The 21,709-nt window shown below is 61.5% G+C and carries 32 protein-coding genes; 28 read left to right on the top strand and 4 right to left on the bottom strand.

Annotation, left to right across the window (positions count from 1 at the left end):
• Window positions 1–17 precede the first annotated feature (17 nt).
• The 21 genes from rplP (at window position 18) to PHAMO_RS00945 (ending at window position 12,095) form a co-directional block, all read left to right on the top strand.
• Complete coding sequence (gene rplP, locus PHAMO_RS00845; protein ID WP_002725437.1) at window positions 18–434, top strand: 50S ribosomal protein L16; 417 nt, start codon at window positions 18–20, stop codon at window positions 432–434.
• Window positions 435–437: 3 nt separating this feature from the next.
• Window positions 438–641 carry a 50S ribosomal protein L29 gene (rpmC, locus tag PHAMO_RS00850; RefSeq protein WP_002725439.1) on the top strand — a complete coding sequence of 68 codons (204 nt, stop codon included), beginning with the start codon at window positions 438–440 and terminating at the stop codon, window positions 639–641.
• A 16-nt stretch (window positions 642–657) separates the two neighbouring features.
• The gene (rpsQ, locus tag PHAMO_RS00855) at window positions 658–897 is read left to right on the top strand and encodes a 30S ribosomal protein S17 (RefSeq protein ID WP_002725441.1); all 240 of its coding nucleotides are present in this window, start codon (window positions 658–660) and stop codon (window positions 895–897) included.
• Between the two features lie 33 nt (window positions 898–930).
• A complete protein-coding gene (rplN, locus tag PHAMO_RS00860) occupies window positions 931–1,299 on the top strand; it encodes a 50S ribosomal protein L14 (protein WP_002725445.1) in 369 nt (122 codons plus the stop codon).
• Between the two features lies 1 nt (window position 1,300).
• Entirely contained in the window at window positions 1,301–1,621 is a 321-nt protein-coding gene (gene rplX / locus PHAMO_RS00865; RefSeq protein WP_002725446.1) for a 50S ribosomal protein L24, read from the top strand.
• Between the two features lie 16 nt (window positions 1,622–1,637).
• Window positions 1,638–2,177, top strand: coding sequence for a 50S ribosomal protein L5 (gene rplE / locus PHAMO_RS00870; RefSeq protein ID WP_002725448.1), 540 nt, complete (start codon window positions 1,638–1,640; stop codon window positions 2,175–2,177).
• Window positions 2,178–2,191: 14 nt separating this feature from the next.
• The gene (gene rpsN / locus PHAMO_RS00875) at window positions 2,192–2,497 is read left to right on the top strand and encodes a 30S ribosomal protein S14 (RefSeq protein WP_002725450.1); all 306 of its coding nucleotides are present in this window, start codon (window positions 2,192–2,194) and stop codon (window positions 2,495–2,497) included.
• A 13-nt stretch (window positions 2,498–2,510) separates the two neighbouring features.
• Window positions 2,511–2,909, top strand: a complete 399-nt coding sequence (rpsH, locus tag PHAMO_RS00880) for a 30S ribosomal protein S8 (RefSeq protein ID WP_002725452.1) — start codon at window positions 2,511–2,513, stop codon at window positions 2,907–2,909.
• A gap of 14 nt (window positions 2,910–2,923) precedes the next feature.
• On the top strand, window positions 2,924–3,457 hold the full coding sequence (rplF, locus tag PHAMO_RS00885) for a 50S ribosomal protein L6 (protein ID WP_002725454.1): 534 nt from the start codon (window positions 2,924–2,926) through the stop codon (window positions 3,455–3,457).
• Window positions 3,458–3,468: 11 nt separating this feature from the next.
• On the top strand, window positions 3,469–3,831 hold the full coding sequence (gene rplR, locus PHAMO_RS00890; protein ID WP_002725456.1) for a 50S ribosomal protein L18: 363 nt from the start codon (window positions 3,469–3,471) through the stop codon (window positions 3,829–3,831).
• Window positions 3,832–3,843: 12 nt separating this feature from the next.
• Window positions 3,844–4,470 carry a 30S ribosomal protein S5 gene (rpsE, locus tag PHAMO_RS00895; RefSeq protein WP_002725458.1) on the top strand — a complete coding sequence of 209 codons (627 nt, stop codon included), beginning with the start codon at window positions 3,844–3,846 and terminating at the stop codon, window positions 4,468–4,470.
• Between the two features lie 16 nt (window positions 4,471–4,486).
• The gene (gene rpmD / locus PHAMO_RS00900; RefSeq protein ID WP_002725460.1) at window positions 4,487–4,669 is read left to right on the top strand and encodes a 50S ribosomal protein L30; all 183 of its coding nucleotides are present in this window, start codon (window positions 4,487–4,489) and stop codon (window positions 4,667–4,669) included.
• Between the two features lie 58 nt (window positions 4,670–4,727).
• Window positions 4,728–5,216, top strand: coding sequence for a 50S ribosomal protein L15 (rplO, locus tag PHAMO_RS00905; RefSeq protein WP_002725462.1), 489 nt, complete (start codon window positions 4,728–4,730; stop codon window positions 5,214–5,216).
• Window positions 5,217–5,411: 195 nt separating this feature from the next.
• On the top strand, window positions 5,412–6,755 hold the full coding sequence (secY, locus tag PHAMO_RS00910) for a preprotein translocase subunit SecY (RefSeq protein WP_002725463.1): 1,344 nt from the start codon (window positions 5,412–5,414) through the stop codon (window positions 6,753–6,755).
• An 18-nt stretch (window positions 6,756–6,773) separates the two neighbouring features.
• A complete protein-coding gene (locus tag PHAMO_RS00915; protein WP_002725465.1) occupies window positions 6,774–7,427 on the top strand; it encodes an adenylate kinase in 654 nt (217 codons plus the stop codon).
• Window positions 7,428–7,589: 162 nt separating this feature from the next.
• On the top strand, window positions 7,590–7,967 hold the full coding sequence (gene rpsM / locus PHAMO_RS00920) for a 30S ribosomal protein S13 (RefSeq protein ID WP_002725467.1): 378 nt from the start codon (window positions 7,590–7,592) through the stop codon (window positions 7,965–7,967).
• A gap of 12 nt (window positions 7,968–7,979) precedes the next feature.
• Entirely contained in the window at window positions 7,980–8,375 is a 396-nt protein-coding gene (gene rpsK, locus PHAMO_RS00925) for a 30S ribosomal protein S11 (protein ID WP_002725469.1), read from the top strand.
• A gap of 113 nt (window positions 8,376–8,488) precedes the next feature.
• Window positions 8,489–9,505, top strand: a complete 1,017-nt coding sequence (locus PHAMO_RS00930) for a DNA-directed RNA polymerase subunit alpha (RefSeq protein WP_002725471.1) — start codon at window positions 8,489–8,491, stop codon at window positions 9,503–9,505.
• Between the two features lie 177 nt (window positions 9,506–9,682).
• Entirely contained in the window at window positions 9,683–10,105 is a 423-nt protein-coding gene (rplQ, locus tag PHAMO_RS00935) for a 50S ribosomal protein L17 (RefSeq protein ID WP_002725473.1), read from the top strand.
• 731 nt (window positions 10,106–10,836) lie between these two features.
• Window positions 10,837–11,064, top strand: a complete 228-nt coding sequence (locus PHAMO_RS00940) for a hypothetical protein (RefSeq protein ID WP_002725475.1) — start codon at window positions 10,837–10,839, stop codon at window positions 11,062–11,064.
• A gap of 536 nt (window positions 11,065–11,600) precedes the next feature.
• Complete coding sequence (locus tag PHAMO_RS00945; protein WP_002725476.1) at window positions 11,601–12,095, top strand: CarD family transcriptional regulator; 495 nt, start codon at window positions 11,601–11,603, stop codon at window positions 12,093–12,095.
• A gap of 73 nt (window positions 12,096–12,168) precedes the next feature.
• Here the strand turns inward: PHAMO_RS00945 and cysK are convergent, their stop codons facing one another.
• The 3 genes from cysK to PHAMO_RS00960 all read right to left on the bottom strand — a co-directional run bounded on the left by cysK (window position 12,169) and on the right by PHAMO_RS00960 (window position 15,203).
• Window positions 12,169–13,137, bottom strand: coding sequence for a cysteine synthase A (gene cysK, locus PHAMO_RS00950; RefSeq protein ID WP_002725477.1), 969 nt, complete (start codon window positions 13,135–13,137; stop codon window positions 12,169–12,171).
• 207 nt (window positions 13,138–13,344) lie between these two features.
• Complete coding sequence (gene mltA / locus PHAMO_RS00955) at window positions 13,345–14,532, bottom strand: murein transglycosylase A (RefSeq protein ID WP_002725478.1); 1,188 nt, start codon at window positions 14,530–14,532, stop codon at window positions 13,345–13,347.
• 14 nt (window positions 14,533–14,546) lie between these two features.
• Window positions 14,547–15,203, bottom strand: coding sequence for a Tim44/TimA family putative adaptor protein (locus PHAMO_RS00960; protein WP_002725479.1), 657 nt, complete (start codon window positions 15,201–15,203; stop codon window positions 14,547–14,549).
• Window positions 15,204–15,327: 124 nt separating this feature from the next.
• On the opposite strand from PHAMO_RS00960, the gene PHAMO_RS00965 reads away from it, so the two are divergent.
• The 7 genes from PHAMO_RS00965 to PHAMO_RS00995 all read left to right on the top strand — a co-directional run bounded on the left by PHAMO_RS00965 (window position 15,328) and on the right by PHAMO_RS00995 (window position 20,713).
• Window positions 15,328–15,816, top strand: coding sequence for an FxsA family protein (locus PHAMO_RS00965; protein WP_002725481.1), 489 nt, complete (start codon window positions 15,328–15,330; stop codon window positions 15,814–15,816).
• Window positions 15,817–15,819: 3 nt separating this feature from the next.
• Window positions 15,820–16,641 carry a uracil-DNA glycosylase gene (locus tag PHAMO_RS00970; protein WP_002725483.1) on the top strand — a complete coding sequence of 274 codons (822 nt, stop codon included), beginning with the start codon at window positions 15,820–15,822 and terminating at the stop codon, window positions 16,639–16,641.
• A 91-nt stretch (window positions 16,642–16,732) separates the two neighbouring features.
• Window positions 16,733–17,422 carry a cell division ATP-binding protein FtsE gene (gene ftsE / locus PHAMO_RS00975; protein WP_002725484.1) on the top strand — a complete coding sequence of 230 codons (690 nt, stop codon included), beginning with the start codon at window positions 16,733–16,735 and terminating at the stop codon, window positions 17,420–17,422.
• Between the two features lie 4 nt (window positions 17,423–17,426).
• Window positions 17,427–18,317 (top strand): cell division protein FtsX, encoded by an 891-nt coding sequence (locus PHAMO_RS00980; RefSeq protein WP_002725486.1) that lies wholly within the window; start codon window positions 17,427–17,429, stop codon window positions 18,315–18,317.
• Entirely contained in the window at window positions 18,314–18,946 is a 633-nt protein-coding gene (locus PHAMO_RS00985; RefSeq protein ID WP_002725488.1) for a YdcF family protein, read from the top strand. Before PHAMO_RS00980 ends, PHAMO_RS00985 begins: the two co-directional genes overlap by 4 nt.
• Complete coding sequence (locus tag PHAMO_RS00990) at window positions 18,943–19,674, top strand: lysophospholipid acyltransferase family protein (protein ID WP_002725490.1); 732 nt, start codon at window positions 18,943–18,945, stop codon at window positions 19,672–19,674. The genes PHAMO_RS00985 and PHAMO_RS00990 overlap by 4 nt, the downstream gene beginning before the upstream one ends.
• Window positions 19,675–19,831: 157 nt before the next feature.
• A complete protein-coding gene (locus PHAMO_RS00995) occupies window positions 19,832–20,713 on the top strand; it encodes an S-methyl-5'-thioadenosine phosphorylase (RefSeq protein ID WP_002725492.1) in 882 nt (293 codons plus the stop codon).
• A 65-nt stretch (window positions 20,714–20,778) separates the two neighbouring features.
• On the opposite strand, the gene cobF is transcribed toward PHAMO_RS00995, so the two are convergent.
• Window positions 20,779–21,549, bottom strand: coding sequence for a precorrin-6A synthase (deacetylating) (gene cobF / locus PHAMO_RS01000; RefSeq protein ID WP_040566029.1), 771 nt, complete (start codon window positions 21,547–21,549; stop codon window positions 20,779–20,781).
• Window positions 21,550–21,709: the final 160 nt, after the last annotated feature.

The following is a 21,709-nucleotide window of genomic DNA, read 5'->3' on the forward strand; positions in this document are numbered from 1 at the left end:
CTGAAGAGGGTTAGACGATGCTTTCGCCCAAGCGTACTAAATACCGCAAGGCTCACAAGGGCCGGATTAAGGGCCTGACCAAGGGTGGTTCGGCGCTGAATTTCGGTGCCTACGGCCTGAAGGCCCTGGAGCCCGAGCGGATCACCGCCCGTCAGATCGAAGCGGCCCGCCGCGCGCTGACCCGTCACATGAAGCGTCAGGGCCGGGTGTGGATCCGGATTTTCCCGGACCTGCCGGTCTCCAGCAAGCCCGCCGAAGTCCGCATGGGCTCGGGTAAGGGTGCGCCGGAATTCTGGGTGGCTCGCGTTGCTCCCGGTCGTATCCTGTTCGAAGTGGACGGGGTGCCCGAGGAAATCGCGCGTCACGGCTTTACCCTTGCGGCGGCCAAGCTGCCGATCAAGACTAAGTTCGTCAGCCGCATCGGAGGGATCTAAGCCATGGCCGACAAGGTTGCCGATCTGCGTCAGAAGACGTCCGATCAGCTCAAGGAGCTGGTCGTCGATCTGAAGAAGACGCAGTTCAATCTTCGCTTCCAGCGGGCTTCCGGCCAGTTGGAGAACACTGCCCAGGTGCGTGCCGTGCGTCGCGAGATCGCGACCATCAAGACGCTGCTTGGCGAACGCGCCCGTAGCGCGTCGTAAGAGGAGACCCATCGAAATGCCGAAGCGCATTCTTCAAGGGGTCGTGGTCAGCGACAAGATGGAAAAGACCGTGGTCGTCAGCGTCGAACGGCGCGTGATGCACCCGATCTACAAGAAGTTCATCCGACGCTCGAAGAAGTACCACGCCCACGACGAGAACAACGTCTTCAAGACCGGTGACAGCATCCGCATTCGCGAGTGCCGCCCGATTTCCAAGACCAAGTGCTGGGAAGTGATTGTCGAGCCGCAGGCTTGACGGTTGCGAATCAGGGAATAAGGAACCCGTGACATGATCCAGATGCAAACCAACCTGGACGTCGCCGATAATTCGGGAGCCCGCCGGGTGCAGTGCATCAAGGTGTTGGGCGGTTCGCACCGCACCATCGCCACGGTGGGCGACGTCATCGTCGTTTCCATCAAGGAGGCGATCCCGCGGGGTCGCGTGAAGAAGGGCGACGTGCACCGCGCCGTCATCGTGCGTACCGCTAAGGAAATCCGGCGGGCCGACGGTTCGGCGATCCGGTTCGACACCAATGCCGCCGTGCTGATCAACAAGCAGGGCGAGCCGATCGGGACCCGTATTTTCGGGCCGGTCACCCGTGAGCTTCGCGGCAAGAAGTTCATGAAGATCATCTCGCTGGCTCCGGAGGTGCTCTAAAATGGCCTCGCTCAATGTGAAGAAGGGTGACCAGGTCATCGTCCTCACCGGCAAGGACAAGGGCAAGAAAGGCGAAGTCATCGCCGCCCTGCCGAAGGATAACCGCGTCATCGTCTCCGGTATCAACCTGGTGAAGCGCCATCAGCGCCAGACTCCGTCCAATCCGGGCGGCATCGTCGAGAAGGAGGCCGCCATTCACGTCTCCAACGTCGCGCATGTCGATCCGAAGGACGGCAAGCCGACCCGCGTCGGTCACAAGGTCCTCGAGGACGGCCGTAAGGTGCGCATCGCGCGCCGGTCCGGCGAAGTCATCGACCGGTAAGGGAAGGACGAGACAGATGGCACGTTTGCGCAATCACTACGATACGGTCGTCCGCCCGGCCCTGCAGAAGGAGTTCTCTTACAAGAACCCGATGCAGGTGCCGAAGCTTGAGAAGATCGTCATCAACATGGGCGTCGGTGAGGCTGCCCAGGACGCCAAGAAGATCGAATCGGCCATCGCCGAATTGACCTTGATCGCCGGTCAGAAGCCGGTTGTGACCAAGGCCAAGACCTCTATCGCCCAGTTCAAGCTGCGCGAAGGTCAGGTGGTCGGTTGCAAGGTCACCTTGCGTGCTGAGCGGATGTACGAATTCCTCGACCGGTTGATCAACATCGCCCTGCCTCGCGTCCGCGATTTCCGCGGCGTCCCGGCCAAGAGCTTCGACGGGCGTGGCAATTATGCCCTCGGGTTGAAGGAACAGCTTGTCTTCCCGGAAATCAACTATGACCGGGTCGATACCATCCGGGGCATGGACATCATCTTCGTCACCACGGCCGATACCAATGAGGAGGCCAAGGCTCTCCTCAAAGGCTTCGACATGCCGTTCGTGGCCTGAGGGAGGTTTGGGTAATGTCTAAGGTCAGCTCTGTCGAGCGCAACAAGAAGCGCGAGCGGATGGCGAAGCAGTTCGCTAATCGCCGCGCGCGTCTGAAGGCGATCGCCACCGATCGCGAGACCAGCCCCGAGGAGCGCTTTGAGGCCTCCCTGAAGCTGGCGCAACTGCCCCGCAACTCGTCGAAGACTCGCGTGCGTCTGCGCTGCGAAGTCACCGGCCGTTCGCGCGGCAATTATCGCAAATTCAAACTGTGCCGGAACAAGCTGCGCGAGCTCGCCTCGCAGGGCCAGATTCCCGGCATGGTCAAGTCCAGCTGGTAAGGGAGGACTCGCCATGTCCATGTCCGATCCTCTCGGCGATATGCTCACCCGCATCCGTAACGGACAGCGTGCGCATAAGACCGCCGTCACTGCTCCTGCCTCCGCGTTGCGCTCCAACGTGCTCGAGGTCCTGGTTCGCGAGGGTTATATCCGCGGCTACAGCCGCGTCGACGTCCGCAAGGGTGTGTCCGAGCTTTCGATCGAACTGAAGTATCACGAGGGTCAGCCGGTGATCCGGGAGATCTCGCGCGTGTCCAAGCCGGGCCGTCGCGTGTATTCCAAGATCGCCGACCTTCGCCGCGTCGCCAACGGGCTGGGGATTTCGATCCTCTCGACCCCGAGCGGCGTGATGTCCGACGCTGAGGCTCGCGCCCAGAACGTCGGCGGCGAAGTCCTCTGCGAAGTGTTCTAACGGAGGCTCTCACAATGTCGCGAGTCGGCAAATATCCGGTCTCGGTGCCGTCGGGGGTCTCCGTCAAGATCACCGGCCCCAACCTGACCGTTTCGGGGAAGCTGGGTGAATCCCAGCTGGCCCTGCGGGACAATGTCGAGGTCACCCTCGACGGCAACCTCGTTTGGGTGAAGCCCAAGGACGAGTCCAAGCATGCGCGTATGATGTGGGGCACCACCCGTGCCCTCATCAACAACATGGTCAAGGGCGTCTCCGAAGGCTTTACCGTCAACCTCGAGATCAACGGCGTTGGTTACCGCGCCGCGGTCGAAGGGTCCGTGCTGAAGCTCCAACTCGGCTATTCGCATGACATCAATTATCCGATCCCGGCTGATGTCACCATGAAGTGCGAGAAGCCGACCGCCATCACGATCTCCGGCCGCGATAGCCAGCGCGTCGGTCAGATCGCGGCGGAAATCCGCGCGTTCCGTGGTCCCGAGCCCTATAAGGGCAAGGGTATCAAATATCAAACCGAGACCATCCTGCGTAAGGAAGGTAAGAAGAAGTAAGGGGCACCGCCATGATGACGCCGAAGGATCTTTTCGAGCGCCGCAAGCGGCGCGCCCGGCAGAGCCTCAAAGCGAAGAGCCACGGCCGCTTGCGGTTGTCGGTCTTCCGCTCTGGTCAGAACATTTACGCTCAGGTCATCGACGACCAGCAGGGTGTCACCCTTGCTGCCGCGTCGAGCCTGGACAAGACGTTGAAGGACTCGCTGAAGACCGGTGCCGACAAGCAGGCTGCTGCTGCCGTCGGCAAGTTGATCGCCGAGCGGGCTGTCGCGGCCGGCATCACCGAGGTGGTGTTCGACCGTGGCGGTTACATCTACCACGGTCGGGTCAAAGCCCTGGCCGACGCGGCTCGCGAAGGCGGCCTGTCTTTCTGAGGATGATGAGCAATGGCACGTACTCCCAATACTGACCGGCCCGAGCGAGGCCGCGGCGGCGAGCGCGGCGAGCGGGCTCCCCGCGGCCGTGGTGGCGAGCAGTCCCCGCGTGAGCGTGAGGAATCTGAATTCGTCGACAAGCTGGTTCATATCAACCGCGTTGCCAAGGTGGTCAAGGGTGGCCGTCGCTTCGCCTTCGCCGCTCTGGTGGTGGTTGGCGACGCCAAGGGCCGCGTCGGCTACGGATCGGGCAAGGCCCGTGAAGTGCCGGAAGCGATCCGTAAGGCCACCGAGCAGGCCAAGCGCAACATGATCAAGATCGCGCTGCGTGAGGGCCGTACCCTCCATCACGATTCATTCGGGCATTTCGGTGCCGGTCGTGTCGTGCTGCGTGCGGCTCCGGCCGGTACCGGCATCATCGCCGGTGGCCCGATGCGCGCCGTGTTCGAGACCATGGGCGTGCAGGACGTGGTGGCCAAGTGCCTGGGCACCTCGAACCCGCACAACATGATCAAGGCGACGTTCGCCGCTCTGACCGCGATGGCTTCGCCGCGTTCGGTCGCCGCCAAGCGCGGCAAGAAGGTCGGTGATATCATCGGCCGCCGCGACGGCACCGCCGCCGCCGTCACCGCTGCTTGAACGGGAGAGACGAACCATGGCCGCCAAGACCGTGAAAGTCACCCAGATCCACAGCCCGATCGGCCGTCCGGCCGATCAGCGGGCCACTCTGGTGGGCCTGGGCCTCAACAAGATGAACCGGACCAATGAACTGGAGGATACGCCCTCTGTTCGCGGCATGATCGCCAAGGTCCGCCATCTGGTGCGGGTGGAAGAATAGGATCTCCGGCGCCGGGCAGCCTTGTGCTGTCCGGCGATCCGGTCACGAGGAAAAGACAATGAAGCTGAACCAACTTCGCGACAATCCGGGCGCTCGCTACAAGGCGAAGCGCGTGGGCCGCGGTATCGGCTCGGGTAAAGGCAAGACCTCCGGCTCTGGTGTCAAAGGTCAGAGCTCCCGCACCGGCGTGGCCATCAATGGCTTCGAAGGCGGTCAGATGCCGATCTACCGGCGTCTGCCCAAGCGCGGGTTCAAGACCCCGTTCCGCCTCGAATTCGCCGAGGTCAATCTCGGCCGTCTTCAGGCGGCGATCGATGCCGGCCGTATCGACGCCACCAAGACGATCGACGCCGCCGCTCTTCAGGCTGCCGGCCTGATCGGTAAGATCCTGGACGGTGTTCGTGTGCTGGCCCGTGGCGAGCTGACCTCTAAGGTGACCCTCTCCGTCGTGGGGGCTTCGGCCGCCGCTCTCGCTGCCGTCGAAAAGGTCGGTGGCGTGGTGGAGATCTCGGCTCCGAAGGCTTCCGCAGCCGCCGTCGAGGCGTGATCCCGTTGGGCGGTTCCACCGCCCGATGGTAAGTCACCGCTTTTCGAACGCGCGTCTCGCGACACGCCCTCCGCACCCGCCTCCGTCCGCATGTCGCGGCGGGGGCGGACGGAATTTAAGGGGTGGTGGCCGGGACGTGGATGTCGTAAACGATTGCGACGATCGACTCCGTATCACTGGAACCGGGAGTAAGGCATGGCCTCCGCTGCCGAGCAGCTCGCCTCGAACTTGAACTTTGGCGTGTTCGCCAAGGCGACCGACCTCAAGAAAAGGATCTGGTTCACCCTGGCTGCCCTGGTGGTGTACCGCCTGGGAACCTGGATTCCTCTGCCTGGCGTCGATCCGCACGTATTAGGCGAGCTGTTCAAACAGAACGGCGGCGGCATCCTCGGCATGTTCGACATGCTGGCCGGTGGCGCTCTGCACCGCATGACCATTTTCGCGCTGAATATCATGCCGTACATCACGGCATCGATCATCATTCAGCTGATGACGTCGGTCATTCCCAGCCTGGAAGCCACCAAGAAAGAAGGCGAATCCGGGCGTAAGAAAATCAACCAGTACACCCGCTACCTGACGCTGGCGATCGCGACTGTCCAGGCCTATGGCATGGCTCTTGGTCTGGAAAGCATGAGCGGACCGGCCGGTTCGGCGGTGTACATGGATAGCCATCTGGTGTTCCGCTTCTCAGCGGTCTGCACCCTGGTCGGCGGAACCCTGTTCCTGATGTGGCTGGGCGAGCAGATCACCGCACGCGGTATCGGCCAGGGCACTTCGCTGATCATCATGGCCGGTATTGTTGCCGAATTGCCGGCGGCGATCGGCAGCACCCTGGAACTGGGGCGCACTGGCGCTCTGCCGGTTCTGGTCATCATCGGCATCCTGCTGATGTCGATCCTGGTGATTGCCTTCATCGTGTTCCTTGAGCGCGCCCAGCGTCGGATCATCGTTCAGTATCCGAAGCGTCAGGTCGGTAACAAGGTGTTCGGTGGCGATTCCTCTCATCTGCCTCTGAAGGTCAACACCTCGGGCGTTATTCCGCCGATCTTCGCCAGTTCTGTTCTGTTGATGCCTGCCACTGTCGCCCAGTTGAGCGCGCAGGGTGGACCGGAATGGCTGACGAGTGTCGCGGCCCTGATGGGGCATGGACAGCCGCTTTATGTCGGCATGTATGTCGCCCTGATCATGTTCTTCGCCTTCTTCTATACCTCGGTCGTGTTTAACCCGACTGAAACGGCGGACAACTTGAAGAAGTATGGCGGCTTCATCCCCGGCATCCGTCCCGGCAAGAACACCGCCGATTATCTCGATTACGTTCTGACCCGACTGACTGTGGTAGGAGCGATCTATCTGGCGGCGCTGTCGGTGTTGCCGGAGGTTCTGATCTCGAAATTCTCTCTGCCATTCTATTTCGGCGGCACCAGTCTGCTGATCGTGGTCTCGGTCACGATGGATACCGTGTCGCAGATTCAGTCTCATCTTCTGGCCCACCAGTATGAGGGGCTCATCAAGAAGTCCCGGCTGCGCGGTCGTCGCTAAGAAAAAAGGGGAGGCATGATGTATCTCGTTCTGCTCGGACCGCCAGGCGGCGGCAAGGGAACCCAGGCCAAGCGTCTTCAGGAGACCCATGGACTGGTCCAGCTCTCGACCGGCGACATGCTGCGCGCCGCCGTCGCCTCCGGCTCTGACGTTGGTCGCCGGGCCAAGGCGGTGATGGATGCCGGACAGCTGGTTTCAGACGAGATCGTCATTGCCATCATTGACGAGCGTCTGGATCAGCCCGATGTCGCCAAAGGGGCGATCTTCGACGGTTTTCCCCGCACCGTCGCCCAGGCCGAGGCGCTGGACGCGATGCTGGCTCGCAAGGGTAAAAAACTCGATCTGGCGATCGAAGTCCGCGTTCCCGACGAATTCATCGTCGAGCGGATCACCGGTCGCTATACTTGCGCCAAGTGTGGCGCGGGCTACCACGACACGTTCCAGAAGCCCAAGGTTGACGGTATCTGCGATTCTTGCGGCGGCACCGAATTCGTTCGTCGCCCCGATGATCGCGTCGAAACGGTGACCAAGCGTCTGGAAACCTACCACGCCCAGACCGCCCCGCTGCTTCCTTACTATGAGGGCAAGGGCACGTTGAAGGTGGTCGACGGTACTCGGGAGATCGTTGAGGTCACTCGGGCTCTGGAAGACATTCTGGGCGGGATCGGCTGACGCCGGTTCGTTCAGACGCGAGACGGTTGACTCTTGGCCGAATCGCCCTATAATCCCGCACCTTCGGTTTCCCCGGCCCGGGAGAAGCCTTGGGCTGCGTTTGTCGCTAACAGCTCCGGGTGTTCCCTGGCGCGGATTTATCTGGTGAAGGAGTAACCAGCTTTGGCTCGTATCGCTGGCGTCAATATTCCGACGAACAAGCGCGTCATGATCGCGTTGACCTACATTCACGGCATCGGCCGCACCAAGGCCAGGGAAATCACCCTTTCGCTGGGCATCCCCGAAGATCGGCGCGTCAATCAGCTCACCGACGACGAAGTGCTGAAGATCCGCGAACTGATCGATCACGACTTCCAGGTCGAAGGCGACCTGCGTCGTGCCGTGGCGATGAACATCAAACGTTTGATGGATCTTGGCTGCTACCGCGGCCTGCGCCATCGTCGTGGCCTTCCGGTCCACGGCCAGCGCACCCACACGAATGCCCGTACCCGCAAGGGTCCGGCGAAGCCGATTGCCGGCAAGAAGAAAGTGACGAAGTAAGGAATACCTCAGATGGCCAAGCCTGCTGCTGCCGCGCGTCCCCGCCGTCGCGAGCGCAAAAACATCACTTCGGGCGTTGCGCATGTCAACGCGACGTTCAACAACACGATGATCACGATCACCGACGCCCAGGGCAACACCATTTCGTGGTCGTCGGCCGGGATGCAGGGCTTCAAGGGCTCGCGCAAGTCGACTCCGTATGCCGCTCAGGTGGCCGCAGAAGATGCCGGCCGCAAGGCGTCCGAACATGGTATGCGGACCCTGGAAGTCGAGGTGAAGGGACCGGGTGCCGGTCGTGAATCCGCGCTGCGCGCGTTGCAGGCTGTTGGCTTCCAGATCACGTCGATCCGCGACGTCACGCCGATCCCGCACAACGGGTGCCGGCCGCGTAAGCGTCGCCGCGTCTGATCGGGTCTCCATCGGGACTTGGGCCGCCGCTCCTCTCTCCCCACTTGGGAGAGGAGTCGGCGGTTCGTCCGTTCCGGTTTCCCTTCCCCTGATCCCAGCATGAGGTCACGCCCGTGATTCAGAAAAACTGGCAGGAATTGATTAAGCCCGGCAAGCTCAATGTCGAGCCCGGCGCCGACCCGCAGCGGGTTGCCGTCGTTGTTGCCGAGCCGCTGGAGCGTGGCTTCGGCATGACGCTGGGCAACAGCCTGCGCCGGATATTGCTGTCCTCGTTGCAGGGGGCGGCGGTGACCGCCATCCAGATCGACGGCGTGCTGCACGAGTTCTCGTCCATCCCTGGTGTGCGGGAAGATGTCACCGACATCATCCTCAACATCAAGACGATGGGCCTGCGCATGCATGGCGAAGGCCCGAAGCGGATGCACCTCCGCGCCGTCGGCCCCGGCGAAGTGAAAGCCGGCATGATCGAAGTCGGTCACGACATCGAGATCATGGACCAGGATTTGGTGTTGTGCACCCTCGACGAGGGCGCTGTTCTTAACGTCGAATTCACCGTCGAGACCGGCAAGGGGTATGTGCCCGCGTCGCAGAACCGTCCCGAAGATTCGCCGATCGGCCTCATTCCGATCGATGCGATTTTCTCGCCGATTCGTCGCGTTGCCTACAAGGTCGAGAACACCCGCGTCGGACAGGTTACCGATTACGACAAGTTGTCGATGACGATCGAGACCAACGGCGCCGTCACCCCCGAGGATTCGGTGGCTCTTGCTGCCCGCATCCTCCAGGACCAATTGCAGCTGTTCATCAACTTCGAGGAACCGACCCAGGTCGTCGAAGAAGAGAAGCGCGATGAGCTTCCCTTCAACAAGAACCTGCTGCGGAAGGTCGATGAGCTTGAGTTGTCGGTTCGTTCGGCGAACTGCCTGAAGAACGACAACATCATTTACATCGGCGATCTGGTCCAGAAGACCGAGGCCGAGATGCTCCGTACTCCCAATTTCGGGCGCAAGTCGCTGAACGAAATTAAGGAAGTGCTGGCGCAAATGGGTCTGCATCTGGGTATGGAAATTCCGAACTGGCCGCCCGAGAACATCGAGGAACTGGCCAAGAAGTTGGAAGAGCCGTACTGATTGATTGATCGGCGCGAGTGAACCTGTCTTCGGGATAGGTCTGCTCGCGCCGTTTGTTGTGCCAATAGGGTCATCCCGACCCGCCCGTGCCGTACTCCTCGCCTTCTGGCGATGTGGCGGCAACGGTTCGACGATCGGTCTCGCCCGGCGAGGCCTAGGCGACGAGGAGAGTTTTTCATGCGTCATGGTATGTCCGGCCGTAAGCTGAACCGCGACAGTTCCGCCCGTAAGGCCCTGTTCGTCAGCCTGTCGAACGCCCTGCTGAAGCACGAGCAGATCAAGACCACCCTGCCCAAGGCCAAGGATCTCCGTCCCGTGGTCGAGCGTCTGATCACCCTGGGCAAGCGCGGCGATCTGCATGCACGCCGTCAGGCTTATGCCTTCCTGCGTGACGACAAGGTTGTGGCCAAGCTGTTCGCCGAGATCGGCCCGCGCTACAAGGCCCGCAACGGCGGCTACACCCGTGTTCTGAAGGCTGGCTTCCGCTACGGCGATTGCGCTCCGATGGCGATCATTGAGCTGGTTGATCGTAACCCGGCCGCCAAGGGTGCCGATTCCGGCCCGACTGCGGAGCGTGCCGAGGACGAGTCCGAAGACTAAGCACGATTGCTAACGCAGCCTCAGCTGCGTTGAGTTTTGCGCCACGGGGAGAAGCCAGTCAGCTTCTCCCCGTTTGCACGCTCCTCCTGGATTAAGCCGTTTCTGCCCCGTGGTGTTCCGCACCGGCGGGCGGAGTCGCATGGCTGTAACGATCCTTGACAAGGGGTGGAACCGGCGCGATACTCCTGACTGTAACAAGGAAGAAAGGACATCAGCGTCACGAAGTTAAGTGGTTGTTATCGGATCGAAGACTTCGCCAATATCGTGGGTTACCACGGGTGAGGAGGAGAAAATCGTAAAGGAAATGACTCCACAGGGTCATGTTTGAGGTGTCGAATAGTACGGCACCGGCCTTTGATACATCACATATACTAACCGTGTCGGCTGTTATGCCGAATTCCCAGAGCCACAAGGCTCTTTAAAATCAATCAGCCCCGCGCCGAGCTTTGTCTCCCGCGGGGCTTCGATTTTTGGTGGATGCTCGGGTGTCTTCGGCCGAAAGCAGGATCGATCCTGCGCCGCTGATCGGTTTTCCTGCCCGAAAATCTATCCGCCCTCTTTGAAGGCTGGAGGCAAGTCCTGCAATCTGTCGAAGGGGGAGGCGATTCCGGGCTAGGGCATGGGTCGGGCTTTACTTCACTGGGTGGCATGCCTCATATAGGCTTTGACTGGCCGGGGCCGGGCATCCCTAGCTCCTTCATCCGTGTCTGTCCAAATTGGTGAGATCAGGAATGTTCAAACGTAAGACGTTCGACGCACAGGTCGGCGACATGTTCGTCAAGTCCCAGGACAACAAGAAGATCGTATGGGTGGTTGAGAAAATTTTCGAGCATGTTGATGGTATTTTACATGCTCGTCTGTATAACAAGACCCATCCCAAGACGATGATTACCGTCTCCGCCTTGACCTTGGCCGATCCAGATTTCTTCTGCCGGGCACCGAACGGGATAGAAGACTAATCTGTTGAGGCGTGTGGTGCATCGGGCTTGGGGCGTCGTTTGGCCACACTCCTTCCCGGAGAAGGAGTGCGGAGCCGTGAAGCTGTTGCCGTTTCCGCATTCTGCCGATTTGTAACGACATCGCGTCGCTACAATGCTGATCCGAGTCTAGCGCAGCAAATAATACATCTTTGGGGTGTAAGGGGGTCGAGTTACTTCGCCTCTCCCTCCTCTCGTCCATGTCATAAGTCATGGGCGATTGGTCCTTAGTATGGAAGCCTTCGACCATGGCCGCATTTTACCGACATCCATATGTCGGTGCGGTATTTTTTTGTTCTTAACGGAAGTATCCCATGGTATAAAGGCAAGTCAGCCGAATTGTATCGGCAGATAGGTTGCCGAAAGGCCTTCCGAGCGGGAGTTCGCTCACCTAAATAAGCCGCGATATCGAGTCCAGCTCGCGTTTAATAGCGCGAGCGTATGGTATCGCGTTCCGGATGGAGCGCGAGGACGATGTCTTCGGCACCACTGGTCCTCATTCTAGGGAATCCGAAGAGATGACGGTCGTTTCTTTTGCCCAGGGCGATTATGTGGTTTATCCCACCCATGGTGTCGGTCAAGTTGTCGCCATCGAGACGCAAGAAATCGGTGGGATGAAACTACAGCTTTTTGTCATCACCTTTGATCGCGACCGCATGACCCTCCGCGTTCCGGTGACGAAAGCGCATAAGTCCGGTCTGCGCAAGTTGTCTCCCTGTTCCGTGATGGAGACGGCCCTGACGACACTGAAGGGCCGCGCCAAGGTTAAGCGGACGATGTGGAGCCGTCGCGCCCAGGAATACGAAGCCAAGATCAATTCCGGTGACCCGGTTTCGATTGCTGAAGTCGTGCGCGATCTGCACCGCAACGCCAATCAGCCCGATCAGTCTTATAGCGAGCGTCAAATTTACGAGGCCGCGCTTGAGCGTCTGGCGTCTGAGTTGGCGGCAGTCGAGCGGATCGATACGACCGCTGCCACCGCCCGTCTGGAAAGCCTGCTCGAAGCCGCCTGATCCGGTTGTTCGATCTCCCTGGGAAGAGCGTGGACGGGGTTCGTCCGCGCTCTTCCCGTTTTAGGGATGTGGATCAGGCCTGGTCGAACAGGGCGGTTGACAGATAGCGCTCGGCGAAGGACGGGATGATCGCAACGATCTGCTTGCCTTCGTTTTCAGGGCGGGCACCCAGTTCCAACGCGGCGGCCAGAGCGGCACCGGACGAAATGCCGACCGGAATCCCCTCGATCTTTGCGGCCTTGCGCGCCGTTGACAGAGCCGTTTCGTTGCCGATCTGAAGAATTTCATCCAGCACCGAGCGGTCGAGGATATCGGGGACGAAGCCCGGTCCGATCCCCTGAATCTTATGCGGTCCGGGGGCGCCGCCCGACAAAACAGGGCTATCCTCGGGTTCGACCGCGACGATCTGCACGCCCGGCTTGCGAGCCTTCAATACCCGTCCCACGCCAGTGATGGTGCCGCCAGTGCCGACGCCGGAAACCAGGATATCGATCTGGCCGTTGGTGTCGGCCCAGATTTCTTCGGCAGTGGTGCGGGAGTGGATCGCAGGATTGGCGGCGTTCTTGAACTGCTGCGGGATGATTGCCCCAGGAGTTGCCGCAGCCAGTTCCTCGGCCTGACGCACCGCGCCGGTCATGCCTTTCGACGCCGGGGTCAGCACGATTTCCGCGCCCAGCAATTGCAGCATCTTGCGTCGTTCCAGCGACATGCTTTCCGGCATGGTCAGGATCAGTTTGTAGCCCTTGGCGGCGGCGACGAAGGCGAGGGCAATGCCGGTATTTCCCGAGGTCGGTTCGATGATGGTGCCGCCGGGCTGCAATGCCCCCGAGGCTTCCGCTGCTTCGACCAGGGCAACGCCGATACGATCCTTGACCGAAGCCAGGGGGTTGAAGAATTCGAGTTTGCCGATGATGTCGGCTTTGACCCCGGCTTCGGCGGCTAGGCGCTTGAAGCGCACCAGCGGGGTAGCCCCGATCGTATCGATGATGCTGTCATAGATTTTGCCGCGGAAGGTTGCCGGGCTACCCTGCTCTGCGCTCATCTCGAAACTCCAGGAGAATAGTGTAAAAACGATTATATATACACTATCTCATTTCGATGGGCGGGAAAAGCGCTGCAAACACAATTTCACAGGCCGCAGGGCAGGCCGTTTCGCGATGAACTTCGATAACGCAAAACCAGCTGGCCCCGTGATGTTTTGGCATCAACGCGCCGAGCGACGGTTAGAAAACCACGAAGCCGATAGTGGCTAACGAGCCAGGGCCAGACGCGGCGTGCGGACTTGGGGGAGGAACAATACCAGACGTCCGGGGCTTTTCATCCGGCCCGCTTGGGCGAAGGCGGCGGCACCGCTGCCCCAGAACAAGTCGCCACGCACCGGCCCCTTGATCGCGGCCCCGGTATCCTGGGCCATCATCAGGCGGCGCAGAGGCTTGCCGTCGGGCGTGGTGGTATCGACCCACACCGGAGCGCCGAGCGGGATATGGCGCGGATCGATCGCCATCGAGCGCTCCGGTGTCAGCGCCACCCCCTCGGTTCCCAGTGGGCCATCGCCGGTATTGATGGCATAGAAGATATAGCGCGGGTTGCGGGCGAGCAGGTCGTTGGCTTGATCGGGGTGATCCTTCAGCCAGGCGCGAATCCCCGGCATTGACGAGTCGCCGGACAGCACACCCTCGTCGCGCATCACCTTGCCGATGCCGACAAATTTATGGCCATTGGTGCCGGCAACGCCGAGACGCAGGACGGAACCGTCCTCAAGGCGGACTCGGCCCGACCCCTGAATTTGCATTATCGCGAAATCGACCAAATCGTCGGTCCAGACCAGCACCGGCGCCCGTCCGTCCAGTCCGCCGTTTTCGATTTCCTTGCGGGAAGGGTAGGGCAGCAACCGACCGGCCTCGACCCGGCCGACGATCTGCTCGCCTTTCATCTCGGGGCGGAATCGGCCCAGATCGACACTGACGAGATCGCTGGGCTTACCCAGAACCGGGATGGAGAAGCGGCCTTTGCGCTGCTTTGATCCGGCGATCTCGGGTTCGAAATAGCCGGTGAACAGACCTTCGGTATTTCCGTCGGCGCTGACCTGCCAGGGTTGAAACAAGGTTTCGAACATTGCCCGTGCCGCGTCATCGTCGCCGGGAGCGATCCGGCGGGCGGCGGCGCAAGGGGCGTACCAGTCGGCAGCGGTTCCGGCAATGCCATCATGGCCGATCGAGCGGTCGGTCGGCAGACGCAGAATCCGGTCGCAGGTCCGCAGCAGCGCGGGCAGCACATCGGCGGCGCTGTCTTCGGACCAGCCGGGAAGTTCGTCATAGCCGATCGGCTGCAATCCCATCCGCGCCCCGGTGGACGGGGCTGCGGGTGGTTCCTGCGGTGCGAAGGGAGCGCAGGCCGAGACCAGGAGAAGCAGGACCAGCCCGCACAGCGCACGCATGATGGCCGACCTACCTATTCTTCCGGGGTGCGGGTGGCAACCAGCAGCCAGTTGGGATCGGCGGCGCGAGGATCGCGACGGAACGTCCATTCATCGGTGACGTTGACGATTCGGTCGGGGTTGCCCTCGATCACCTGTCCTTCGGCATTGCGCAGCAGGTTGACCTGTTCGCTGACGAAGCGAACGGTGATTTCGAGGAAAACACCACGGACGGCGGCGTCGATCGGTTCGACGGTGCGGATCGAGACCAGTTCAGTGGTCAGGCTCTCTCCCCGCGCGCTGTGAGCGTCGATCACGGACACGAAATTGGCGAACACCTCGGGCGAGAGGAGTTGGCGCAGGGTCTCGCGGTCACCGGCGGCAAAGGCGGTGACGACCATCGAGAACGCGGCGCGGGCACCGGCCAGGAAGGTATCGAGATCGAAAGACCGATCGATCGTCCGAATCTGTTCCAGCCCACGCGAGGTCGGTGTGCCGGGGGCCGGTTCCGATACGGACCGGCGAGCCGAGGCCAGATCGACGACGTTGTTGGCGGGTTCACCCGCTCCCCAACGTTCGGGTGGGTGTTCTGCTCCGGTACGGCGACCCAGTACGCTGCGCAGGCGCAGGACGAGGAAGGCGGCGACCATCGCGAAAAAAATGATATCGAGGTAATGGAATCCGTCGTTCATTGAGCGAGTCCGGGATAGGCTGGGGGTGATCCGCTGTTTCCGGCCCTTACGGGACGGGGGGATGCGGCGAAGTGCAACACCGGCTTAGTCCAAGACATAAGCCGTGAAGGGGGAAAGAGCAAGCATGGGTTGGATGCTGTTCGCGGGCGTAATCGCCCTGCCGGTCGCCGAGATCATGGTGTGGGTCAAAATGTCGGCGGTGATCGGCGCCGGCGCGACGATCCTGCTGTCTGTGCTGGCCGTGCTGATTGGCCTCTCGATTTTACGGCGGCAGGGATTGGCTGTGCTGTTCGATGCCCGCTCGCGGCTTGAGCAGGGGGAAATGCCGGTCGAGGCGGCGTTCGATGGACTCTGTCTGTCGGCGGCGGGCTTTCTGTTGGTTCTGCCCGGTTTCCTGACGGATATCCTGGCGGTGGCACTGCTACTTGCCCCGGTTCGGGCCGCGCTGTGGATCTGGATCGAGCGGAACTCATCGGTCGTCGTGTCCCAGACAGGGACGGGTCCGGGCCGTGGTGCCGGTCCCCGTAGCGGGCCGGTGATCATCGAGGGTGATTTCCACGAGGTCGATCCGAAGGCGCCGCCGGTGGACCGTCGCGTCGATCCGCAGGGGTAAGGGATGAGCCTTCTTGGCGAGGAAGCCGGCCCATCGGGTCGGCTTCATCCTTTCGATCTTTTGCGTTGGTATCTCGATGTCGGGGTCGATGAATGCATCGGGGAACTGGCGATCGACCGCTATAGCGTGCCGCCGCCGGTTCCGCGCCCGGTTGCCGCCGCCGTTCCGGCATCTCCGTCTTCGTCTTCGCCTCGTCGTGCCGTGGTGGGGCGGGAGGCGGATGGAGCCGGTGCGTCAGGCACCGCGACGCAGATTGCCGCCGCCTGCACCAGCCTGACCGAGTTGCATCGGGCGCTGGAGGCGTTCGAGGGGCTGCCGCTGAAACAGGCGGCGACCTCGACGGTGTTCGCCGATGGCTCGGCCCAGCCGCGCCTGATGTGCATCGGCGAAGCGCCGGGTCACGAAGAGGACCGCCAGGGCGTGCCCTTCATTGGCGCCAGTGGAAAACTGCTTGACCGGATGCTGAAATCGATCGGGTTGGACCGTTCCGAGGTCTATATCACCAACGTCGTTCCCTGGCGTCCTCCTGCCAACCGCAAGCCGACTCAGGATGAAGTGGCGGTGTGCCTGCCCTTTGTCATCCGTCATATCGAACTCGTCGATCCGCCATTGCTTTTGCTGTTGGGCGGGGCTGCCGCCTCGGCGCTGCTGGCGCGATCCGAGGGGATCAACCGGCTGCGGGGGCAGTGGTTCGAGGTCGGATCGCCCGGATTGCAACGTCCGGTGCCGACCCTGGCCACGTTTCATCCGGCGTACCTGCTGCGCACGCCCGAGGCCAAGCGCGAGGCGTGGCGTGATTTACTGCTTTTGAGCAAGAAGTTATAAGTCCTGACGCCAAGAGCGGGGCGGCGTGCGACACTCTGGACCATCGCCTGCTTACCGTGTCATCCTTTGGCCCGAACGGGAGAAAGACGCCGTGCGGCATCGCCCTCGTGGGGAGAATATCATTAGCTTCGACAGCGTGGGGCTGCGCTACGGCTTGGGGCCGGAAGTTTTGCGCGACGTTACTTTCGCCCTGCCGTCGGGTTCGTTCCATTTCCTGACCGGCCCCTCGGGCGCGGGTAAATCGTCATTGCTGCGCCTGATGTATCTGGGGCTGCGCCCGACGCGGGGGCGGGTCGTGCTGTTCGATCGCGACATCGCCACCACCCGGCGGTATGAATTGCCCGCCCTGCGGCGGCGTATCGGGGTGGTGTTCCAGGAATTCCGCCTGCTCGATCACCTGACGGCGCTTGATAATGTTGCGCTGCCGCTGCGTGTCCGCGGCGTGCGCGAGGCCGAGATTCGGAAGCATGTGCCGGAATTGCTGTCCTGGGTCGGCTTGGCCGACCAACTGGGGGCCAAGCCCTCGACCCTGTCGGGTGGGCAGAAGCAACGGGTGGCGATCGCACGGGCGGTGATCGGGCGGCCCGATCTGCTGTTGGCCGACGAACCGACCGGCAATGTCGATGACCGTATCGCGATGCGGCTGATGCATCTTTTCGAGGAGTTGAATAAGCTGGGAACCACTATCGTTGTCGCAACTCATAACGAATCGCTGGTTTCGCGCTTCTCTCATAACCCGCGCCTGCATCTGGAGCATGGCCAGGTGACCAGGGTGAATTGAGCCGATGTTCGGTCGTCATTCCGACCTTCCGCTGGCGGGCGATGCCACCAGCCGCTTTCTGCCCTGGCTGGTCGCGCTGATGGTGTTCCTGGCCACGATGGCGGTGACCGGGGCTTTCGCTGTCGAAGAAGTGATGAGCCGCTGGGATCATGATGTCTCGGGTACGGTGACAGTTCAGGTGCTGCCCGCCGGTGGCGAACGGGCCGAGGCCGCCACCGACGATCGGGTCCGTCAGGCGGTCGATCTGATGCGTATGGTGCCGGGGGTGCTGTCGGTCAAGGCGCTGGACAAGGCTCATACCCTTGCTTTGCTCGAACCGTGGCTGGGCGGAACCGAGGTTGTGCGCGACCTGCCGCTGCCGCGTCTGATCGACGTTAGTGTCGATCCCGATGCCCGCATCGACCTCGCCGAGATCTCCGAACGCCTGTCTACGGCCGTCCCCGGTGCCTCGCTCGACGATCACCGCGTCTGGCTGTCGCGTCTGGTCAATCTGTCGCGGACGATGGAATGGCTGGCGGTCGTGGTGGTCTGTCTGATTGGTCTGGTCACCTCGGCGACGGTGGTTTACGCCACCCGAACGGGAATGGCGGTTCATCACGATATTATCGAAGTCCTGCACCTGATCGGAGCTCATGACGATTACATCGCCCGCCAGTTTGCCGACCGCGCCTTCGTTCTTGGCCTCGGTGGTGGAATGTTCGGTCTGGCGATGGCGGTTCCGGCGTTGTCGGCGCTGGGTTGGGCGGCGCGGCGGCTGGAAGGTGGCTTTCTGCCCAGCATTGGCCTTCCCATTTTCGGTTATGCCGTGATCGCCCTGCTGCCGTTCCTGGCGGCGGGATTGGCGATGCTGACCGCTCGATTGACCGTCCATGGCACCTTGGCGCGGATGCCATGACGGCGGGGCGGATCATTCTGCGCGTCATTGGCGGGTCCGTCGCTCTGGCGGTGGCGGCGGTGGCGGCTTGGCTTGGCGGGTTGCTGTGGTTCGCGACAGCTCTGCCCGACAGCGTTGAAGATCCCAACACCGTTACCGATGCCATCGTGGTTCTGACTGGTGGAGCCGAGCGGGTGTCTGGCGGCCTGGCGCTGCTGGAAGCGGGCAAGGCGCGGATGTTGTTCGTGTCGGGGGTTCATCGCGGCGTCGATCTGGCTGATCTGCTGCGCCTGTCTCATCCCCTGGCGCCGCCGCCGTCTTGCGGAGGCCGCTGCATCGCTCTGGGCCACGCTGCCGACGATACCGTCGGCAATGCCGTCGAGACCGCCGCCTGGATGAAAGCGGGTGGGTTCAGTTCGTTGCGGCTGGTAACGGCGGCGTACCATATGCCGCGCTCGTTGCTGGAATTCCACCGTGCGATGCCGGGCCTGTCGATCGTTCCGCATCCGGTGTTCCCCGAAGCGTTCAAGCAGGATCAGTGGTGGCGCTGGCCCGGCACGATCCATCTGCTGACGATTGAATACAGCAAATATCTGGTGGCGATGGTCCGCCCCTTGTTCCCCTCCCTGATTCCGGAGAAGAAACTGTGATCGTTGTTCGGTCCGCCTTGTTTTTCGTCTATTTGTGCAGTTGGACGGTGATTCTATCGACCCTCTACATCCCGTTGCTGGTAATGCCACGGCATTGGACGGTGGTCGCGGCGCGGTTCTGGCTGTCGGGCGTAGAGGTGGGGCTGCGAGTTCTGGTAGGGCTTACCTGGGAATTGCGCGGAGCCGAGAACATTCCGGATGGCGCCATCATCGTCGCGTCGAAGCACCAATCGACCTTTGAAACTTTCGCATTTCGTCGTGTCTTTCCCGATCCCGCCTTCATTTTGAAGAAGGAATTGCTGTGGATACCTTTCTTCGGCTGGTATCTGTTCAAGTCCGGTGTCATCGCGATTGACCGTTCTGCTGGCACGCGGGCATTGAAAGAGATGGTAAAGGGAGCCTTCATTGCCTCGGCCAAGAAGCGCCAGATCGTGATCTTTCCCGAAGGCACCCGCGCGGCGCCGGGGGCGAAGCTGCCCTATCATTCCGGGGTGGCGATGCTATACGGGTCTCAAAATCTTCCGGTGGTGCCTGTCGCCTTGAATTCAGGGGTTTATTGGCCCCGTGGCGGCTTTCTAAAGCGGCCGGGAAAGATCGTCATCGAGGTTCTCCCCGTTATCCCGCCGGGGCTTGACCGCAAGACCTTCATGACTGTTCTGGAAAGTCGGATCGAGGAGGCAAGTGACCGCCTCGTTGTCGAGGCGCGGCACGCATTGGGGGAGAGTTAGGTCCTTAGCGGCATTCGACCCACAGGCACGGATAGTCTGTGGAACATGGTGCTGGCGGCTGTGGATGAATGCCGCCGGGGTATGTTGCATCCGAGGCGGTTTTGTCCTAACACCGCCTCGGGATTTCCTCGTATTCGGATACGGAAAGGGTGGTTACATGGCAGACGGTACTTCGACACCGGTACTCGGCATTATCGGCGGTAGCGGTGTTTACGATATTGACGGACTGACCAACAAGGAATGGCGCACGGTCGAAAGCCCGTTCGGCGCGCCCTCCGATCAGTTGCTGTTCGGCGATCTCGACGGGCAGAAGCTGGTGTTCCTGCCCCGTCACGGCCGTGGTCATCGCATCCCCCCCTCCGAACTGAACTTCCGCGCCAATATCGACGCGATGAAGCGGGCCGGTGTCACCGAAATCCTGTCGGTCTCGGCGGTGGGGTCGCTGAAAGAAGATCTGCCGCCCGGCACTTTCGTGATCGTCGATCAGTTCATCGATCGTACCTTCGCTCGTAACAAGAGCTTCTTCGGTACCGGTCTGGTCGCGCATGTCAGCATGGCGCATCCGACCTGCGAACGTCTCTCCGATCTTGTCGAGCAGGCGGCGGCGGAAGCCGGAATCGTCGCAGTGCGCGGCGGCACCTATCTGGTGATGGAAGGCCCACAATTCTCGACCAAGGCCGAAAGCGAATTGTATCGGCAGTGGGGCTGTGACGTCATCGGCATGACCAACATGCCCGAGGCCAAACTCGCTCGCGAAGCCGAGATCTGTTACGCCAGCGTCGCCATGGTCACCGATTACGATTGCTGGCATCCCGATCACGATGCTGTCACCGTCGATGCCATCGTCAAGGTGCTGCTTGAGAACGCCGACCGCGCCCGCCTGCTGGTCAAGACGGTGGCTCCGAAGGTCACGGGTCGGTCGGTTCCGTGCGCTAAGGGCTGCCATACCGCGCTCGACAACGCGATCATCACCCATGGCGAAGGCCGCGACGCATCCCTGGTCGCCTGCCTCGATGCGGTTGCCGGTCGGGTCCTGTAAGTTCGAGTGTTACTCCCCCTCTTTCCCTCGTCGTGATGGGAAAGAGGGGGGGNTTCGGCTCAGGTCTACTCGGGTCTGCGGCGGCGCACCAGATATGCGTCCATGATCCAGCCCTTGCGGGTGCGCTGCTCGGCGATGGCGGCGTCGATGCGGTCGGCGACGTCATCAAGACGCCCGGCGATCAGCACTTCGTCGGGGCCGCCGACATCGCCGCCCCAATAAATATCGACATCTCCCGATCCTTCCAGCCGTCGGAACGCGGAGCGCGAATCCAGCATCACCACCGCGTTGTTCAGCGTGGCCGGGTCTGACTCTTCGACCTGACGGCCGGTGGTGATTGTGATGCTCTCGCCGATTCGATTGAGCGGGATTTTGTGTCGCGCGGTCAGCATCTGAACGCTGGTAATACCGGGAATGACCTCGAAGGCGATATCGGTTCGCCCGCCGTCGATCAAATCGTGCAGGCTTTGCATCGTCCCGTCATACAGCGACGGATCGCCCCAGACTAAGAATCCTGCGATCTCACCATCCGCCATCTTGCCGTCGATCAGGGTTTCGATTTCCTCGGTCCGGCGGTGCCGCCAGACCTCGACCGCATCGGTGTAATCAGGTGAGGTGCGATCGCGCGTCGGGCTGCGCCCCGAGGCAATGCGATAGGGCAGGGTGCCGCGATGCTGATCGATGACCTCGCGGCGAAAGCGAATCAGCGAGTCTTTGCCATCTCCGTCTTTTTCCAGAAAGAAAAAGACGTCAACCCGTCGGATCGCCTTGATTGCCGCCAGAGTCAGGGCGTCGGGATCGCCCGGCCCAATGCCGATAAGAAGTATGGTTTTCATGGTCACGCCATTCTGCATGGCCGCTTGGGCGTTGTCAAAGCGGGGGAGGGGCAGCTCAAACCGCAGGACGGGAATGCGAATGAAAATCACAATATGTTGTCGGCCTGTTTATATGATGATTATAATGACTTTCATCTAGGGGGCCGTGTCGTCGGGTTCC

Source organism: Magnetospirillum molischianum DSM 120, assembly GCF_000294655.1.
Classification (GTDB): domain Bacteria; phylum Pseudomonadota; class Alphaproteobacteria; order Rhodospirillales; family Magnetospirillaceae; genus Phaeospirillum; species Phaeospirillum molischianum.

Bases quoted from the DNA above. Each gene is read 5' to 3' on its own strand.
- rplP (WP_002725437.1), top strand. From the start codon at position 18: ATGCTTTCGCCCAAGCGTACTAAATACCGCAAGGCTCACAAGGGCCGG.
- rpmC (WP_002725439.1), top strand. From the start codon at position 438: ATGGCCGACAAGGTTGCCGATCTGCGTCAGAAGACGTCCGATCAGCTC.
- rpsQ (WP_002725441.1), top strand. From the start codon at position 658: ATGCCGAAGCGCATTCTTCAAGGGGTCGTGGTCAGCGACAAGATGGAA.
- rplN (WP_002725445.1), top strand. From the start codon at position 931: ATGATCCAGATGCAAACCAACCTGGACGTCGCCGATAATTCGGGAGCC.
- rplX (WP_002725446.1), top strand. From the start codon at position 1,301: ATGGCCTCGCTCAATGTGAAGAAGGGTGACCAGGTCATCGTCCTCACC.
- rplE (WP_002725448.1), top strand. From the start codon at position 1,638: ATGGCACGTTTGCGCAATCACTACGATACGGTCGTCCGCCCGGCCCTG.
- rpsN (WP_002725450.1), top strand. From the start codon at position 2,192: ATGTCTAAGGTCAGCTCTGTCGAGCGCAACAAGAAGCGCGAGCGGATG.
- rpsH (WP_002725452.1), top strand. From the start codon at position 2,511: ATGTCCATGTCCGATCCTCTCGGCGATATGCTCACCCGCATCCGTAAC.
- rplF (WP_002725454.1), top strand. From the start codon at position 2,924: ATGTCGCGAGTCGGCAAATATCCGGTCTCGGTGCCGTCGGGGGTCTCC.
- rplR (WP_002725456.1), top strand. From the start codon at position 3,469: ATGATGACGCCGAAGGATCTTTTCGAGCGCCGCAAGCGGCGCGCCCGG.
- rpsE (WP_002725458.1), top strand. From the start codon at position 3,844: ATGGCACGTACTCCCAATACTGACCGGCCCGAGCGAGGCCGCGGCGGC.
- rpmD (WP_002725460.1), top strand. From the start codon at position 4,487: ATGGCCGCCAAGACCGTGAAAGTCACCCAGATCCACAGCCCGATCGGC.
- rplO (WP_002725462.1), top strand. From the start codon at position 4,728: ATGAAGCTGAACCAACTTCGCGACAATCCGGGCGCTCGCTACAAGGCG.
- secY (WP_002725463.1), top strand. From the start codon at position 5,412: ATGGCCTCCGCTGCCGAGCAGCTCGCCTCGAACTTGAACTTTGGCGTG.
- PHAMO_RS00915 (WP_002725465.1), top strand. From the start codon at position 6,774: ATGTATCTCGTTCTGCTCGGACCGCCAGGCGGCGGCAAGGGAACCCAG.
- rpsK (WP_002725469.1), top strand. From the start codon at position 7,980: ATGGCCAAGCCTGCTGCTGCCGCGCGTCCCCGCCGTCGCGAGCGCAAA.
- rplQ (WP_002725473.1), top strand. From the start codon at position 9,683: ATGCGTCATGGTATGTCCGGCCGTAAGCTGAACCGCGACAGTTCCGCC.
- PHAMO_RS00940 (WP_002725475.1), top strand. From the start codon at position 10,837: ATGTTCAAACGTAAGACGTTCGACGCACAGGTCGGCGACATGTTCGTC.
- PHAMO_RS00945 (WP_002725476.1), top strand. From the start codon at position 11,601: ATGACGGTCGTTTCTTTTGCCCAGGGCGATTATGTGGTTTATCCCACC.
- cysK (WP_002725477.1), bottom strand. From the start codon at position 13,137: ATGAGCGCAGAGCAGGGTAGCCCGGCAACCTTCCGCGGCAAAATCTAT.
- mltA (WP_002725478.1), bottom strand. From the start codon at position 14,532: ATGCGTGCGCTGTGCGGGCTGGTCCTGCTTCTCCTGGTCTCGGCCTGC.
- PHAMO_RS00960 (WP_002725479.1), bottom strand. From the start codon at position 15,203: ATGAACGACGGATTCCATTACCTCGATATCATTTTTTTCGCGATGGTC.
- PHAMO_RS00965 (WP_002725481.1), top strand. From the start codon at position 15,328: ATGGGTTGGATGCTGTTCGCGGGCGTAATCGCCCTGCCGGTCGCCGAG.
- PHAMO_RS00970 (WP_002725483.1), top strand. From the start codon at position 15,820: ATGAGCCTTCTTGGCGAGGAAGCCGGCCCATCGGGTCGGCTTCATCCT.
- PHAMO_RS00980 (WP_002725486.1), top strand. From the start codon at position 17,427: ATGTTCGGTCGTCATTCCGACCTTCCGCTGGCGGGCGATGCCACCAGC.
- PHAMO_RS00985 (WP_002725488.1), top strand. From the start codon at position 18,314: ATGACGGCGGGGCGGATCATTCTGCGCGTCATTGGCGGGTCCGTCGCT.
- PHAMO_RS00995 (WP_002725492.1), top strand. From the start codon at position 19,832: ATGGCAGACGGTACTTCGACACCGGTACTCGGCATTATCGGCGGTAGC.
- cobF (WP_040566029.1), bottom strand. From the start codon at position 21,549: ATGAAAACCATACTTCTTATCGGCATTGGGCCGGGCGATCCCGACGCC.